This is a genomic window from Pantoea sp. (assembly GCF_039594315.1).
Lineage (GTDB): Bacteria > Pseudomonadota > Gammaproteobacteria > Enterobacterales > Enterobacteriaceae > Pantoea.
The window spans coordinates 168,299-183,188 of record NZ_JBCNNP010000002.1; the positions used below are offsets into that span (position 1 = coordinate 168,299).

Consider the following 14,890-nt stretch of genomic DNA (forward strand, 5'->3'; position numbering starts at 1 on the left):
TGGTGACCTGGCCCAATGTCATGGAATCGTCATCACAGTGTCGTAGGGTCTTAGCCGGACTGTCAGACAAAGGCCAGAAACATGGCATCGATCACACTTCGCGGGCTGCGCAAATCCTTTGCCGCGCAGCCGGTTTTGCACGACATCTCCTTGCAGATTGCGCAGGGCGAATTCATCGCCGTATTAGGCCCATCGGGCTGCGGCAAAACTACCTTACTGCGCCTGCTGGCTGGTTTTGAAACCGCCGATGCCGGTGAGATTCACGTTGGCGAACGCTGTTTTGCCGCGCCGGGCGTGCATCTGCCGCCGGAAGATCGTCAGTTGGGCGTGGTTTTCCAAAGCTATGCGCTGTGGCCGCACATGACGGTCGCCGAAAACGTTTCTTATAGCCTGAAAGTCAGCGGCGTGGCGCGCAGCGAGCGCGAACGCCGTACGCAACAGGCGCTGGAACTGGTGGGATTGGAGAATTTTGCCGACCGCCGTCCTGCCGATCTCTCAGGCGGTCAACGTCAACGTGTGGCACTGGCGCGCTGTTTAGTCGCCCAACCTACGCTGGTGCTGCTCGACGAGCCGCTCGCCAACCTCGATGTCCATCTGCGTGCCACCATGGAAGAGGAGTTCCGCCGCTTCCATCATCACAGCCACGCCACCTTGCTCTACATCACCCACGATCAACACGAAGCGATGGCGCTGGCCGACCGCATTGTGGTGATGGATGCCGGACGCGTAATGCAGTTCGCTACACCGCAAACGTTGTGGCGTGAACCGGCCAACGCCATGGTGGCGCGATTTATTGACGACGGCAAAGTGCTGCCAATTAGCGATATCGAACCGCTCGGTGCGGGCCGCGCTGAGGCCACGCTATGCGGTTTACGCGTGCCACTGCGCTGCGCGCCAGAACAAGGCCCGCAGCCGCACGGACAAGCCAGTTTTCACGCGGTGGATTTCCGTTTAGCTGCGCCGGGCGAACCACAGTTTGCCGCGCGCGTGCGGCGGGTGATTTATCGCGGCGGCCATCACCAAATCAATGTGACGCCGCTGGATGCGCCGGAGTGCAGCATCACGCTGCAGTTGGCCGATCAACCTTTACCTGCCAGCGAGGCCACCATCGGTGTGGCGGTGCGCGACGGTTGGATTCTTCCTTCTTAACCTTTTCACTCATTAATTCAGGGAATTGCTATGCGTAAGTCGTTTAACGTTGTGATGTTAGCCAGTGGCTTGCTGCTTTCTGCCGTGAGCCATGCCGAAGACGCACCATCAGGCAAACTAGTGGTTTACACCTCGCAGGCGCCGGAAATTGCCCAGCAAACCATGGATGCGTTTAAAGCCGCCTATCCCAATGTGCAGGTGGAATGGACGCGTAACGGCACCACGCAATTAATGAACGTGCTGCGCACCGAAATGATGAGCGGCGAAGCCAAACCTGACGTGCTGCTGATTGCCGATGCCATCAACCTTGGCGCGCTGAAGAATGAAAACCATCTGTATCAATACAGCGATGCGCCGCTGAGCCACATCAATCCGTCGTTCTACGACAAAGATAAAACCTTCTTTGGCACCAAAATCATCGCCACGGTAATTGCTTATAACACCCAACATGCGCAGCCGATTGACAGCTGGAATGCGTTGGCGGTGGAAGCCAACAAAGGGCAGATCGCCGTGCCAAGCCCGCTCTATTCCGGTGCGGCGCTGTACAAACTGCACACCGACATCAACACGCCATCGATTGGTTGGGGCTTCTACAAGAAGCTGGCGGCAATTGGCGTCGCGCCGCAAGGCGGCAATGGCCCGGCGCTGAAAGCGGTGGCCAGCGGCCTGGATAAATACGGCATCATCACCGACGCCGACGTGATTCTGGCGAAGAAAAAGGGATCGCCGGTTGATCTGGTGTATCCGAAAGAGGGCGTTTCCTATGTGACCGAACCGGTTGCCATCATGAAATCGGTGCACAACTTGCCAGCGGCCAAAGCCTTCGTGAACTTCATGCTGTCTGAGCAGGGCCAGAAACTGGTGGTCGAGCAGGGCAACCGTCCGGTTGACGATCGTGTGGCTGCGCCAGAAGGTTTCACACCGATCAACAAGATCAAATTGCTGTCGCCAGATGTCGCCAAAGCGATTAAAGAAGATGCCGCCGTGCGCGATCAGTTCACTGCGCTGTTCGGCGGTTAAGTCGCATGAGCGTGTTGAGCAACGAATGGCGTAATGCGGGCGGCAAGCGGCGGCGGTTTAACAGCGAGCGACTGGTTCTGTTGCTGATGGTGCTGATGATCGGCCTACTTTCCGTTGCGCCATTAATGCGGCTAGTGTGGACCGCCATCGCGCCAACCGGCGTGCCGGATATGCCGCGCTTGTTGCGGCTGCTGGCCAGCGATCGCGTGTTGATCGCCAGCGGTAATACCTTGCTCATCGCGCTCAGTTCTACCTTGATTTCGGTGTTGCTCGGCACCGCCGCGGCGTGGCTGGTGGCGCTCAGCGATCTGCGTGCCAAAACCGCGTGGGTGTTTGCCTTTATTCTGCCGCTGATGATTCCGCCGCAGGTCACGGCGCTGGCGTGGTTACAGGCGCTAGCGCCATCCAGTCCTTTAGCAATGTTGTTTGCCAGCCTCGGTTTGCCGTGGTTTGCGCCCGGCGAACAGCCGCTCTATTCCTTGACGGGCATTGTATTGCTGCTCGGCACGCACAATGCGCCGTTGGTGTTTCTCACCGTGCGCGCCGGGTTACGGCGTTTACCGGCTGATTTGGTCGAAGCCGCACAAATCAGCGGCGCATCGCGCACGCGCGTGCTGTTCACCATCATTTTGCCGCTGGCGCGTCCGGCAATCTTTGCGGGCGCCGCGCTGACGTTTGTCGCCGCCGCCGGTAACTTCGGTATTCAGGCGATGTTGGGCATTCCGGCGCGCGTGCCAACGCTTATCACGCTGGTGTATCAACAACTTAACGGCATCGGCCCCAGCGCATTGCCGAATACCGCGGTGTATGCCTTATTGATCGCCTTTATTACGCTGGCGGGCATGACGGCCAGCGCGTGGCTTGGCGGTCGGCATGATGTGCGCGTCAACGGCGCGCCGCGCGTGTGGCAGCAATCTTTAGGACGTGGTCGCGTGGCAATTGAAGGCGTAGCCTGGCTGTGGATGGCGCTGACGTTGCTGCTGCCGCTCAGTGCGCTGCTGATCACCGCGCTGACCAGCGGATTTGGTCAGGCGCTGAGCTGGCAAACGCTGACGCTGGAAAACTTCCGCGCGGCATTGTGGGGCTATCCGGCGGTGCGCCATGCGTTTCTCACCAGTTTGGGATTAACCAGCTTAACGGCGGTGATCCTCACGCTGTGCGCGTTGTTCCTTGCCTATTTTCTCAGCTGGCGGCGAACCAAACTGGTGCGCGGATTATGGCTGGCGAGCGAACTCACCTACGCGCTGCCGGGTATTGTCACCGGCGTGGCGGCGATGCTGTTTTTCCTGCGCCCGCTGCCGATTGTTAACGTGTCGCTGTATGGCACGGTGTGGATCATTCTCGCCGCTTATTTGGCTAACTTCCTCGCGCTGGTGCTGCGTCCCACGCTGGCGGGCTTCGCGCAGCTGGAACCGGCACTGGATGAAGCCGCGCGCCTGTGCGGTGCCGGTTTTATGCGCCGCATGCGCGACATCTTGCTGCCGCTGGCCGCGCCTTCCGCGCTGGCTGGTAGCGTGCTGGTGTTCCTCACCGCGCTGAATGAAATCCAGGTGTCGGTGCTACTGGTCACTTCACAAACGCAAACTATCGGCCCAACCATCGTATTCCTTGATGAAGGCGGTTCCGCCTCGCTTGCCGCGGCGGTCGGCTGCCTGATGATTGTGGTGGTATGCGTGTTGATGGGGCTGGCAACGCGACTCGCGCGACGTCTGCCGCAAGGCGTGCTGCCATGGCAAGCCTAGCGTCAACGCATGATTAATCTCGCGGTATCCCGCTGAACATTTTCTCGCCACTGCCGATAACCTAACTACCAACATTTGTCTGTAGACGAATAGCGCTTGTCAGCGCTGCGTATTTGCGCTTAAGTCTGCATACTGATTAAGAATTTTCTTAGAAAGTCCAGGCGATACCAGGCAGCAATAGGCGAATAACAATGAATAATAACTCAGACGTCATGTACCGATTATTGGTTCAGAGCGTGGTGGACTATGCCATTTACATGCTCAAACCCGACGGCACCGTAGCGAATTGGAATGCGGGCGCGCAGCGCGCCAAAGGCTACACGCCGGATGAAATTGTCGGCAAAAATTTTGCCTTGTTTTATAGCGAAGACGACCGCAAAAACGGTGCGCCGCAGCGTGGGCTTTCGGTGGCGGCGACGGTGGGTCGCTATGAAACCGAAGGTTGGCGCTATCGCAAAGATGGCAGCGCTTTTTGGGCGCATGTGGTGATCGATGCGATTCGTGATGACTTCGGCGAGCTGGTGGGTTTTGCCAAAGTGACCCGCGACTGCACCGAACAACAAGAGTTACAACGCAAGCAGCGTGAGCAGGAGCAGCGATTTCGAATGTTGGTGGAAGGTGTCAGTGATTACGCTATTTACATGCTGGATTTGGACGGCAAAGTCGAAAATTGGAACGTAGGCGCACAGCGCGCGAAAGGCTACGTCGCCGAAGAGATCGTGGGACAGCACTTCTCGCGCTTCTACAGCGCGCAAGATCGTAAAGATCATATCCCGGAAAAGAACCTCAGCACCGCTTTCAAAACCGGTCGTTTCGAGGACGAAGGCTACCGTTATCGCAAAGATGGCAGCGCGTTTTGGGCGCATGTGATCATTGATGCGATTCGTGATGACTCAGGCAAGCTGATTGGCTACGCCAAGATCACCCGCGATTGCACCGAGCAGCGCGAAGCACTGCGCAGACAGCGTGAACACGAAAAAACCTTCCGCTTGCTAGTGGAAGGTGTCACCGATTACGCCATCTACATGCTGGATTTGCAGGGCCGCGTAGTGAACTGGAATGCCGGTGCGCAGCGCGCCAAAGGTTACCTTTCGGAAGAAATCGTCGGTCAGCACTTTTCGGTGTTTTATGGCTCGGCTGAGCGTAACGCTCGCACGCCGGAATCCAACCTCGGCATCGCGCTGAAAACCGGTCGTTTCGAAGATGAAGGTTGGCGCTATCGCAAAGACGGTTCCGCGTTTTGGGCGCATGTGGTGATTGACGCGATCCACGACGAAGATGGCCGCATGCTCGGTTTTGCCAAGATCACCCGCGATGTCACTGAACGTCGCGAGAACGAGCAACAACTGTTGCGTGCGCGGGATTTGGCGCAGGCGCAAAGTGCCAAGATGTCAGAGTTATCGGGCTTCCTCGACACCATCATCAGCAATATTCCATCGTGCGTGATTGTCGAAGACGCTATCAGCCGCGAGATTTTGATGGTCAATGACAAAGCCGAGCAGCTGTTTGGTATCAATAAAGCGCTGATCATGCATAAACGTCCGTACGAATGCATGACGGCGGAGCAAGCGGATTACTTCAACAGCCTGGCGGATATTGCGCTGCGCAGTGAAGGTATTCACTCACGCGAACAACTGCTGTTGACGGCATCCGGCGAGCGCATTCTGCATACTCGCGCTACAACGATCAGCGGCAAAGATATGCGCCAAAACTACGTGATGCTGATTGTTGAAGATGTTACCGATCAGCGTGAAGCCGATGCGCGCATTCGCCATATGGCGCACCACGATAACCTCACCAGTTTGCCGAACCGCGTGCTGTTCCGCCAAAAACTGAGCGAAGCGCTGCGCGTCGATAACCAGCACAACCAAATCAGTGCCACCTTGTGCCTCGATCTCGATAACTTCAAGAACGTGAATGATGCGTTGGGCCATCAGATTGGTGACGACCTGCTGCGCGTGGTGGCAAAACGCCTGCGCAGTGCGTTGCGCGACCCTGATACGCTGGCGCGCATTGGCGGCGACGAATTTGCCATTGTGCTGCCGAATATTCGCACTGCCGATGAAGCGGCGGTGGTGGCACAGCGCTTGATCGAAGCGATCCGCCCGCCGATCAATGTCGAAGGGCATAATCTGTCGGTGGGGTTGAGCGTCGGCATCGCGCTGACGTCGCAAGCCACCAACACGCCGGAACATATGCTGCGCTGCGCCGATATGGCGCTGTACGAAGCTAAACGTAATGGCCGCAATCGTTATGAACACTTCACGCTGGAGATGGACGATCTGGCGCGCAGCCGCCGCGTGATCGAGAACGATCTGCGTGATGCGATCACCGGACGTCAGTTGCGCCTTTATTACCAGCCGATCACCGATGAGAAAGGCATCATCGGTTATGAAGCGCTAATGCGTTGGCATCACCCGATTAAAGGGCTGATCATGCCGAATGATTTCATTCCGATTGCCGAAGAGACCGGCTTGATTCATATGCTTGGCGCGTACGCGCTGTATGAAGCCTGCCGCGAAGCGCAAAGTTGGGGCACGGAACAATCGGTGTCGGTGAATCTGTCGCCGCTGCAATTCAAAAACAGCTCTCTGGTGTCGGTGGTGGAAGGCGCGCTGCGTGAATCAGGATTGGCGCCACATCGCCTCGAAGTAGAGATCACCGAATCGGTGCTGCTGGACGATACGCTGGGCAACATCCGCACGCTGCAAAGCCTGAAAACGCTCGGCGTGCAGATCGCGCTGGATGATTTCGGCACCGGCTATTCATCGCTGAGTTATCTGCGCTCCTTCCCGTTCGACAAGATCAAAATCGACAAGTCGTTTATCAACGACATGGGCGACAGCCGCGAAGCGCTGGCGATCATCCGCGCGATTACCGGCATGAGTCGCAGCCTCGATATTCAGATCACCGCCGAAGGGGTGGAGAGCAACGAGCAGTTTACCAAGCTGCGCGAAGAGGGCTGTACGCTGTTCCAGGGCTATTATTTTGGCCGTCCGCAACCGTCGGAATTGCGCTTGAAAGAGTTGGATTGAGGTTGCCGTTGTAAGGTCGCCATTTAGGGTGACCACCAAAATCTATGCTGACAACCAAAACAAAAACGCCCGACAAGTCGGGCGTTTTTTTATCTTGCGGCGGCGGGCTGCTGCTTATGCGCCGTGGCCGTCAACGGACATGTGGCCGAGATCTTTATCCACCAGGAACAGGCCTTCGCCTTTGCTGCCGACCATCGCCAGTTTATCCAGCACGGTTTTGAACAGCTTCTCTTCTTCATGCTGCTCTGCCACGTACCATTGCAGGAAGTTGAAGGTCGAGTAATCCTGCGTGGTCAGCGCGGTGTGCACCAGCTCATTGATTTTCTTGGTGATCAGCTGCTCATGCTTCAGCGCTTCTTCCAGCACGTCATTCAGTGAAGTCCAGCTAATTGCCGGTGCGGCAATGCTGCCCAGCACCGGCAGCGCACCGGCATCGCTGACGTAATCGAACAGCTTCTGCATGTGCTGCATCTCTTCGCGTGAGTGCATTTTCAGGAAGGAAGCGGCACCTTCGTAGCCTTTATCGCTGCACCATGCGCTCATCTGCAAATACAGGTTGGCGGAGAAAAATTCGAGGTTCAGTTGGTCGTTCAAACGAGAGGTCATTTCAGCAGTTAACATGGCTGAGTCCTTTTTAATTTATCAGGTGAAGTACGGCGAATTATGCATCAATCTATACTTTTTTGTGAAGGAGTTTCCGTAAAAAAGTTGAATTTATCTTATTGATTGTAAATGGAATTATTTCACAAGTTGAATGCGAAGAGTTCTCACTGTTGACTAATTTTCATTCACGCTGGATTGATTATAGCTGCACATCGGGCGATGCTGAGGCTTGCCTTTACTTTCCAGGAGCTTAGCGGTGTCGAACGTCTTAGAGCATTACCATTTTCTGCATGAAATCCCGGAGCTGGGTTTTCAGGAATTCAAAACCTCTGCTTATATTGCCGATCAGCTGGAACAAGCCGGTCTGAAGGTGACGCGCAACATCAATAACACCACCGGCATTGTGGCGGAGATTGATAGCGGCGTGCCTGGCCCGGTTCTGGCATTGCGAGCGGATATGGATGCGTTGGGGCACATTATCGACGGCGTGGCGTGTGCGCGTCATACCTGCGGCCACGATGGACATTCGTCGGTGGTGCTGACCGCCGCGCAAGAGCTGCTGAAAGAGGGCGCGATCAAAAAAGGTCGGCTGAAGTTGCTGTTCCAGCCAGCGGAAGAACTCGGTGCCGGCGCGTTGGCGATGATCGACGGCGGCGCGTTGGATGATGTGGAAATGATCCTCGGCTTCCATGTACGTCCGCTGGAAGAGTGTCATGTTGGCCAGGCCACGCCAGCGGTAATTTATTCCGCCTGTAGCACGCTGGAAGCCACCATTAAAGGTGCACCGGCGCATGCGGCACGTCCACATTTGGGCGTCAATGCACTGGATGCCGCGGTGCAAGCGGTGCAGGCAGTTAACGCCATCCATCTGCCGCCAGGTTTGACGTGGAGCGTCAAAGCCACGCGCTTCCTGTGCGATGCCGGTGTCACCAACTCGGTGCCGGATGAAGCGCGTGTGGTGTGGGATTTGCGCTCACAGGAAAACGCGCCGATGGATGTGCTGAAAGAGAAGGTCACGTTGGCGATTCAGCACAGCGTGGCAGCGCTCGGTGCCACAGCCGAAGTGGTGGTGCTGAAAGAGATGCCCGCGGCGGAAATTCACGATGAAGCGACTGAGGTGATCCGTGCGGCGATCGTTGAAGTACTGGGCGCGGACGGTTTGCTCGATACTAAAACCACGCCAGGCAGCGAAGACTTCTTCTATTATCCGGTCAAACGCCCGCAGGTGAAGGCCGGTTTCTGGGGCTTAGGCACCAATCTGGTGCCGGGTTTACATCATCCTGAGATGCGCTTTGAGCTGAGCTCGCTGGAGATTGGGGTGAAGATCTTTAAAGCGGCGGCGGTAAAAGTTTTGGGTTAAGTGGTTTTCTGTCCCTCACCCTCACCCTCTCCCGCGCGAGGGAGAGGGAACCGCTCTCAGTCGCCTGAACGCGGATTCCCCCGGTTCGCGAATTATTGTATGCTATGCCGCCTCAATCTTGCGCAACGATATATTCGCAGCGCGCCGCCCGCGTGTTGCCCTTGAAGAAGAATTCACTCAATGTCTAATGCTCCCTTTTTAGAAGAAGTGGCGCGCCGCCGTACCTTCGCGATCATCTCGCACCCGGACGCCGGTAAAACCACAATTACCGAAAAAGTGCTGCTGTTCGGACAGGCGATTCAAACCGCCGGTACCGTCAAAGGCCGCGGCTCCAACCAGCACGCCAAATCCGACTGGATGGAGATGGAGAAACAACGTGGTATCTCCATTACCACTTCGGTGATGCAGTTCCCGTATCGCGACAGCCTGGTGAACCTGCTGGATACGCCGGGACACGAAGACTTCTCCGAAGATACCTACCGTACGCTAACGGCGGTGGACTGCTGCTTGATGGTGATCGACGCCGCCAAAGGTGTTGAAGATCGCACACGTAAACTGATGGAAGTTACCCGTCTGCGTGATACGCCGATTATCACCTTCATGAACAAACTTGACCGTGATATCCGCGATCCAATGGAATTGCTGGATGAAGTGGAAAGCGAGCTGAAAATTGCCTGTGCGCCAATCACCTGGCCGATTGGCTGCGGCAAGTATTTCAAAGGGGTTTATCACCTCTATAACGACGAAACTTACCTGTATCAAACCGGTAAAGGTCACACTATTCAGGAAGTGCGCATCGTTAAAGGCCTGGCGAACCCGGAGCTGGATGCCGCCGTTGGCGAAGACCTGGCACAACAGCTGCGTGATGAACTGGAGCTGGTGCAAGGCGCATCCCACGAATTCGACCACGAACTGTTCCTGAGCGGCGAAATCACGCCGGTGTTCTTCGGTACCGCATTGGGTAACTTTGGCGTGGATCATATGCTCGATGGCCTGGTTGCCTGGGCGCCGACGCCAATGCCGCGCAACACCGACACGCGTCTGGTGGAAGCTAAAGAAGAGAAATTCAGCGGCTTCGTGTTTAAGATTCAGGCCAACATGGACCCGAAACACCGCGACCGCGTCGCGTTTATGCGCGTGGTATCCGGCAAGTACGAAAAAGGCATGAAATTGCGCCAGGTTCGTACCGGTAAAGACGTGGTGATTTCCGATGCGCTGACCTTTATGGCCGGCGACCGTTCGCACGTTGAAGAAGCCTATCCGGGCGACATCATCGGCTTGCATAACCACGGCACCATCCAGATTGGCGACACCTTTACCCAAGGTGAAAACATGAAGTTCACCGGTATTCCGAACTTCGCGCCAGAACTGTTCCGTCGCATCCGTCTGCGCGATCCGCTCAAGCAGAAACAGCTGCTGAAAGGGCTGGTTCAGCTGTCGGAAGAGGGGGCGGTGCAGGTGTTCCGTCCGGTGCACAACAACGATCTGATCGTGGGCGCAGTCGGTGTGTTGCAGTTCGAAGTGGTGGTGGCGCGTCTGAAAAGCGAATACAACGTTGAAGCGATTTATGAAGCCATCAACGTCTCAACCGCACGTTGGGTTGAGTGCAAAGACGCCAAGAAATTCGACGACTTCCAGCGTAAAAACGAAGTTAACCTGGCGCTCGATGGCGGTGACAACCTCACCTACATCGCCCCAACCATGGTTAACCTCAATATCACGCAGGAACGCTATCCTGACGTGACATTCCGCAAGACGCGCGAGCACTAATTTAGCGCTTCCTATCGGGCCAATGGTTATCGTTGGCCCTGTTTTTCCCCGTTACAGACTCCTCCTAATTACGCTGCGTTTATCGCTTTTTGGCGAGATATCAACCACAAGAGCCAGCAAAAGCTGTAATACCTACTACTATTATCCTGTCGGACGAGAAAAGAGACCATTCAGGTTTCATTACGTCCATAAATTCAGCGACGCCGTTTGTTGCTGACATTCGCAGCTGCGGGTGAGTTAACGGATAGAAGGATGATATCGATGAATAAGACTAAGATTGCCAAAACCCTGATCGCTGCCCTGGCGGGTACCGCACTGTTGAGCGGCGCCGCAATGGCAGATGAATCCATGTCGCAGAAAGCACAGCAAACCAGCGACAGCGCGGGTGCGAAAATCGATAGCTCAATGAAAAAAGTCGATGGTTTTATGGATGACAGCGGCATCACCGCCAAAGCCAAAGCGGCGTTGGTCGATGATGAAGCAATTAAAAGTACCGATATCTCGGTCAAAACGCATCAAGGCGTAGTGACGCTGAGCGGTTTTGTCGCCTCGCAGGATCAGGCGGAAAAAGCCGTGGCGCTGGTGCAGAAAGTTGAAGGCGTGAAATCCGTTAGTGACAAACTGCACGTTAAAGACAGCAAAACCAGTTCGCTGAAGGGTTATGCCGGTGATACCGCCACCACCAGCGAAATTAAAGCTAAGCTTTTAGCAGATGACATCGTGCCGTCACGTAACGTGAAGGTGGAAACCACCGACGGCGTGGTGCAGTTATCGGGAGAAGTGGCGAACCAGGCACAGTCTGATCGTGCTGAGAAAATCGCCAAAGCCATTGAAGGCGTAAAAAGCGTGAAGAATGACCTGAAGGTGAAATCTTAACGCGAGAGTAATGGCACTGTTACGGTGCCATTTCGGAATAAAAACAAAGGTGTAAATAAGCAGTTCGATTTTCACACTGGTAAAGGAGAGGCTTATGTTTCGTTGGGGTATTATCTTTCTGGTCATCGCTCTGATTGCTGCAGCATTAGGTTTCGGCGGTCTGGCGGGTACGGCAGCATGGGCAGCTAAACTTGTGTTCATTGTCGGTATTATTCTGTTCCTCGTGAGCCTGTTTACCGGGCGCAAAAAACTCTGACGCCTTGCGTATTCGACGCTAACCCGCGAGTCACCTAAAGCGGAGGCCAGTCATTTGCGGCATACTACGATGCCGCTCCGATTGCAGATGCAATGGGTCAGGGAATGACAATGACTGGTTCTCCGGGATGCCGCCTTTATCGGCTCCCTCAGAGCAGCAAACACTGAGGGACATCCATTGGGAACACGCATTCCATTGACGTTAGGTTCGATCGAACCGCTGGCATTAACCCCGTTCAAATCGAAAAAAATCGCCCTGGTATGCGAAGGTGGCGGTCAACGCGGCATCTTCACTGCAGGCGTGCTCGATGAGTTTCAACGCGCCGGATTCAATCCCTTTCAGTTGTTGCTCGGCACTTCTGCTGGCGCCCAAAATCTTTCCGCCTTTGTCTGCGGCCAGCCTGGCTACGCACGACGGGTGATTTCGCGTTATACCACCAGCAAACTGTTTTTCGATCCGTTACGCTTCGTACGCGGCGGCCATCTTATCGATCTCGATTGGCTGATTGATGTCACCAAACAGGAGTTTCCGCTGGCGCTTACCAGCGCGGAAGGGCTGTTCGCCAAAGGCAGCGAGTTTTATATGTGCGCCTGTCGCAGCGACGATTATCGCGCCGAGTATTTCAATCCCACCAGCACCACCTGGCATGACATCATTAAAGCCTCGAGCGCGATTCCCGGCTTCTATCGCAGTGGCGTGGAGATTGATGGCGTGAGTTATCAGGATGGCGGCATTAGCGATGCGATTCCGGTGCGCGAAGCCGCACGGCGTGGCGCAGACACCATTGTGGTGATTCGCACCGTGCCGTCGCAGATGTCGTACACGCCGAAGTGGTTTAAGCGCATGGAGCGTTGGCTGGGCGACAGCGCCTTGCAGCCGATGATCAACATTCTGCATCAGCACGAAGAGAGCTATCGCGAGATTCAGCAGTTCATTGAACAGCCGCCGGATAATCTGCGCATCATCGAAATCTATCCGCCCAAACCGCTAGCGAGCATGGCGCTCGGCAGCCGCTTATCGTCGCTGAATCAGGATTACCATTTAGGCCGTCGCAGCGGGCGCTATTTCCTTGCTACGCTCGGCCAATGGCTGAGCGATGCCGAACCGCTGTTGCGCCACACCACGGTTACGCCGCCCGCTGCGGTGGCGAATGCGCCGGATAATCGCGCGCTGATTACGCCATCGCTGGCAGAAAACGATGCCGATTACGATAAAGGCTCGCTGGCATGAGATTCATCGACACGCATTGTCACTTTGATTTCCCGCCATTTATCGATGACGCAGCCGCCAGCATTGCGCGTGCGGCGCAGGCGGGTGTGGAGCGAATCATTGTGCCAAGCGTGGATGCCAGCCGTTTTGGCTTGGTTAGTCAGTTGGCTCAGCAACATGATGCGCTGTTTGCCGCGTTGGGTTTGCATCCGATTAACATCGCGCAGCATCAGGATGCGCACCTTGATGAACTCGAAAACTGGTTAAAAACGCCGGATCGCAAACGTGTGGCGATCGGCGAGATCGGTCTCGATCTGTATATGGACGATGCGCAGTTTGATAAGCAAACGCGCTTGCTGGATGCGCAACTCAAGCTGGCGAAGCGCTACGATCTGCCGGTGATCCTGCACTCGCGGCGTACGCACGATCAACTCGCACTGCATTTACGTCGTCACGATTTACCGCGCCGTGGCGTGGTACACGGTTTTGCGGGCAGCCAGCAGCAAGCGGAGCGTTTTATCCAGCTTGGCTATGCGATTGGCGTTGGCGGCACCATCACCTATGAACGCGCCAGTAAAACCCGCAATACCATTGCCCAGCTGCCGCTCACCTCGTTGTTACTGGAAACCGACGCACCTGATATGCCGCTGCAAGGTTTTCAGGGCCAACCGAATCGCCCCGAACGTGCTCGCAACACCTTTGAGGTGTTGTGCCAGTTGCGCAGCGAAGCGCCCGCAGAGATTGCTGCTGCGCTGTGGCACAACAGCCAACGTATTTTTGCCTTGCCAACCTAAACCTTATCCCGACAGATTCTGGATTTAGCGCCACGCTGAAGCTGATTGACTATGCTTATTGAGCTTCCAGTACACTTTTGCAGCCTTTTTTGTGATAATAATAACAACGACTGAGCGGCGATGCTTGGGCGATACTTGCGGTTATTTGTGAGTTAAATCACTAAATAATTGTATGTATATGACAGGTTTTCTTTTTCTGTGTGACATGAAACGCAAATCATCGCCACGGTAATTGTTAGAATTATCACATTCTCCGGCGGGTTGTGCCTGCCGGTCTGACTTTTGGAGAGCATCATGACCGACCTTAAAGCAGCAGCACAGCGCGCATTGCAACTGATGGATTTGACCACCCTCAACGAAGACGACACCGACGAGAAGGTAATTGCGCTGTGCCGTCAGGCAAAATCCGCAGCAGGCAACACGGCGGCGATTTGCATTTATCCACGCTTCATTCCTGCGGCACGTAAAGCGCTGCGCGAACAAGGCACGCCAGAGATTCAAATTGCTACCGTCACCAACTTTCCTCACGGCAACGACGATGTTGAAATCGCGCTGGCGGAAACCCGCGCCGCCATTGCTTACGGTGCCGATGAAGTGGATGTGGTATTCCCGTACCGCGCGCTGATTGCGGGCAATCGCGAAATTGGTTTTGAGCTGGTGAAAGCCTGTAAACAAGCCTGCGCTGAGTCTAACGTGTTGCTGAAAGTGATTATCGAAAGCGGTGAGCTGAAAGAAGAAGCGCTGATTCGCGCCGCTTCTGAAATCGCCATCGATGCCGGTGCTGACTTCATCAAAACCTCAACCGGTAAAGTGCCGGTCAACGCCACGCCAGAAGTGGCAGCGATCATGATGCAAGTGATCCGTGACAAAGGCGTGCAGCAGCAGGTTGGTTTCAAACCGGCGGGCGGCGTACGCACCGCAGAAGACGCGGCGCTGTATCTGCAACTGGCTGACGACATTCTCGGCCAAGGCTGGGCGGATGCGCGTCACTTCCGTTTCGGCGCTTCGAGCCTGCTGGCAAGCTTGCTAAATACGCTGGGCCACGCAACTGCGACCAGCAAAGCCGGTTACTAAGT

General features: G+C 55.5%; 12 protein-coding genes. 11 read left to right on the plus strand and 1 reads right to left on the minus strand.

The window, feature by feature from the left end:
• Positions 1 to 81: 81 nt before the first annotated feature.
• From ABDW13_RS02425 to ABDW13_RS02440, 4 genes are all read left to right on the plus strand, one after another.
• The gene (locus ABDW13_RS02425; RefSeq protein WP_343550808.1) at positions 82 to 1,149 is read left to right on the plus strand and encodes an ABC transporter ATP-binding protein; all 1,068 of its coding nucleotides are present in this window, start codon (positions 82 to 84) and stop codon (positions 1,147 to 1,149) included.
• A gap of 30 nt (positions 1,150 to 1,179) precedes the next feature.
• On the plus strand, positions 1,180 to 2,169 hold the full coding sequence (locus tag ABDW13_RS02430) for an ABC transporter substrate-binding protein (RefSeq protein WP_343550809.1): 990 nt from the start codon (positions 1,180 to 1,182) through the stop codon (positions 2,167 to 2,169).
• Positions 2,170 to 2,174: 5 nt separating this feature from the next.
• Complete coding sequence (locus ABDW13_RS02435; RefSeq protein ID WP_343550810.1) at positions 2,175 to 3,911, plus strand: iron ABC transporter permease; 1,737 nt, start codon at positions 2,175 to 2,177, stop codon at positions 3,909 to 3,911.
• Positions 3,912 to 4,102: 191 nt separating this feature from the next.
• Positions 4,103 to 6,946, plus strand: coding sequence for a bifunctional diguanylate cyclase/phosphodiesterase (locus ABDW13_RS02440; RefSeq protein WP_343550811.1), 2,844 nt, complete (start codon positions 4,103 to 4,105; stop codon positions 6,944 to 6,946).
• Positions 6,947 to 7,060: 114 nt separating this feature from the next.
• On the opposite strand, the gene ftnA is transcribed toward ABDW13_RS02440, so the two are convergent.
• Complete coding sequence (ftnA, locus tag ABDW13_RS02445) at positions 7,061 to 7,567, minus strand: non-heme ferritin (RefSeq protein ID WP_343550812.1); 507 nt, start codon at positions 7,565 to 7,567, stop codon at positions 7,061 to 7,063.
• Positions 7,568 to 7,805: 238 nt separating this feature from the next.
• On the opposite strand from ftnA, the gene ABDW13_RS02450 reads away from it, so the two are divergent.
• The 7 genes from ABDW13_RS02450 to deoC all read left to right on the plus strand — a co-directional run bounded on the left by ABDW13_RS02450 (position 7,806) and on the right by deoC (position 14,888).
• A complete protein-coding gene (locus ABDW13_RS02450; RefSeq protein WP_343550813.1) occupies positions 7,806 to 8,909 on the plus strand; it encodes a M20 peptidase aminoacylase family protein in 1,104 nt (367 codons plus the stop codon).
• A gap of 180 nt (positions 8,910 to 9,089) precedes the next feature.
• Positions 9,090 to 10,679 carry a peptide chain release factor 3 gene (prfC, locus tag ABDW13_RS02455; protein ID WP_343550814.1) on the plus strand — a complete coding sequence of 530 codons (1,590 nt, stop codon included), beginning with the start codon at positions 9,090 to 9,092 and terminating at the stop codon, positions 10,677 to 10,679.
• Between the two features lie 261 nt (positions 10,680 to 10,940).
• Positions 10,941 to 11,555 (plus strand): molecular chaperone OsmY, encoded by a 615-nt coding sequence (gene osmY / locus ABDW13_RS02460; RefSeq protein WP_343550815.1) that lies wholly within the window; start codon positions 10,941 to 10,943, stop codon positions 11,553 to 11,555.
• 94 nt (positions 11,556 to 11,649) lie between these two features.
• The gene (locus ABDW13_RS02465) at positions 11,650 to 11,811 is read left to right on the plus strand and encodes a DUF1328 domain-containing protein (RefSeq protein ID WP_343550816.1); all 162 of its coding nucleotides are present in this window, start codon (positions 11,650 to 11,652) and stop codon (positions 11,809 to 11,811) included.
• Positions 11,812 to 11,988: 177 nt separating this feature from the next.
• Complete coding sequence (locus tag ABDW13_RS02470) at positions 11,989 to 13,041, plus strand: DUF6363 domain-containing protein (RefSeq protein WP_343550817.1); 1,053 nt, start codon at positions 11,989 to 11,991, stop codon at positions 13,039 to 13,041.
• Positions 13,038 to 13,814: a TatD family hydrolase gene (locus ABDW13_RS02475; RefSeq protein WP_343550818.1), complete on the plus strand. Its 777-nt coding sequence runs from the start codon at positions 13,038 to 13,040 to the stop codon at positions 13,812 to 13,814. Before ABDW13_RS02470 ends, ABDW13_RS02475 begins: the two co-directional genes overlap by 4 nt.
• 294 nt (positions 13,815 to 14,108) lie before the next feature.
• Positions 14,109 to 14,888, plus strand: coding sequence for a deoxyribose-phosphate aldolase (deoC, locus tag ABDW13_RS02480; RefSeq protein WP_343550819.1), 780 nt, complete (start codon positions 14,109 to 14,111; stop codon positions 14,886 to 14,888).
• The last annotated feature ends 2 nt before the right edge of the window (positions 14,889 to 14,890 follow it).

Coding starts and splice junctions, on each gene's coding strand:
- osmY (WP_343550815.1), top strand. CDS start 10,941: ATGAATAAGACTAAGATTGCCAAAACCCTGATCGCTGCCCTGGCGGGT.
- ABDW13_RS02475 (WP_343550818.1), top strand. CDS start 13,038: ATGAGATTCATCGACACGCATTGTCACTTTGATTTCCCGCCATTTATC.
- ABDW13_RS02435 (WP_343550810.1), top strand. CDS start 2,175: ATGAGCGTGTTGAGCAACGAATGGCGTAATGCGGGCGGCAAGCGGCGG.
- prfC (WP_343550814.1), top strand. CDS start 9,090: ATGTCTAATGCTCCCTTTTTAGAAGAAGTGGCGCGCCGCCGTACCTTC.
- ABDW13_RS02465 (WP_343550816.1), top strand. CDS start 11,650: ATGTTTCGTTGGGGTATTATCTTTCTGGTCATCGCTCTGATTGCTGCA.
- ftnA (WP_343550812.1), bottom strand. CDS start 7,567: ATGTTAACTGCTGAAATGACCTCTCGTTTGAACGACCAACTGAACCTC.
- ABDW13_RS02440 (WP_343550811.1), top strand. CDS start 4,103: ATGAATAATAACTCAGACGTCATGTACCGATTATTGGTTCAGAGCGTG.
- deoC (WP_343550819.1), top strand. CDS start 14,109: ATGACCGACCTTAAAGCAGCAGCACAGCGCGCATTGCAACTGATGGAT.
- ABDW13_RS02430 (WP_343550809.1), top strand. CDS start 1,180: ATGCGTAAGTCGTTTAACGTTGTGATGTTAGCCAGTGGCTTGCTGCTT.
- ABDW13_RS02425 (WP_343550808.1), top strand. CDS start 82: ATGGCATCGATCACACTTCGCGGGCTGCGCAAATCCTTTGCCGCGCAG.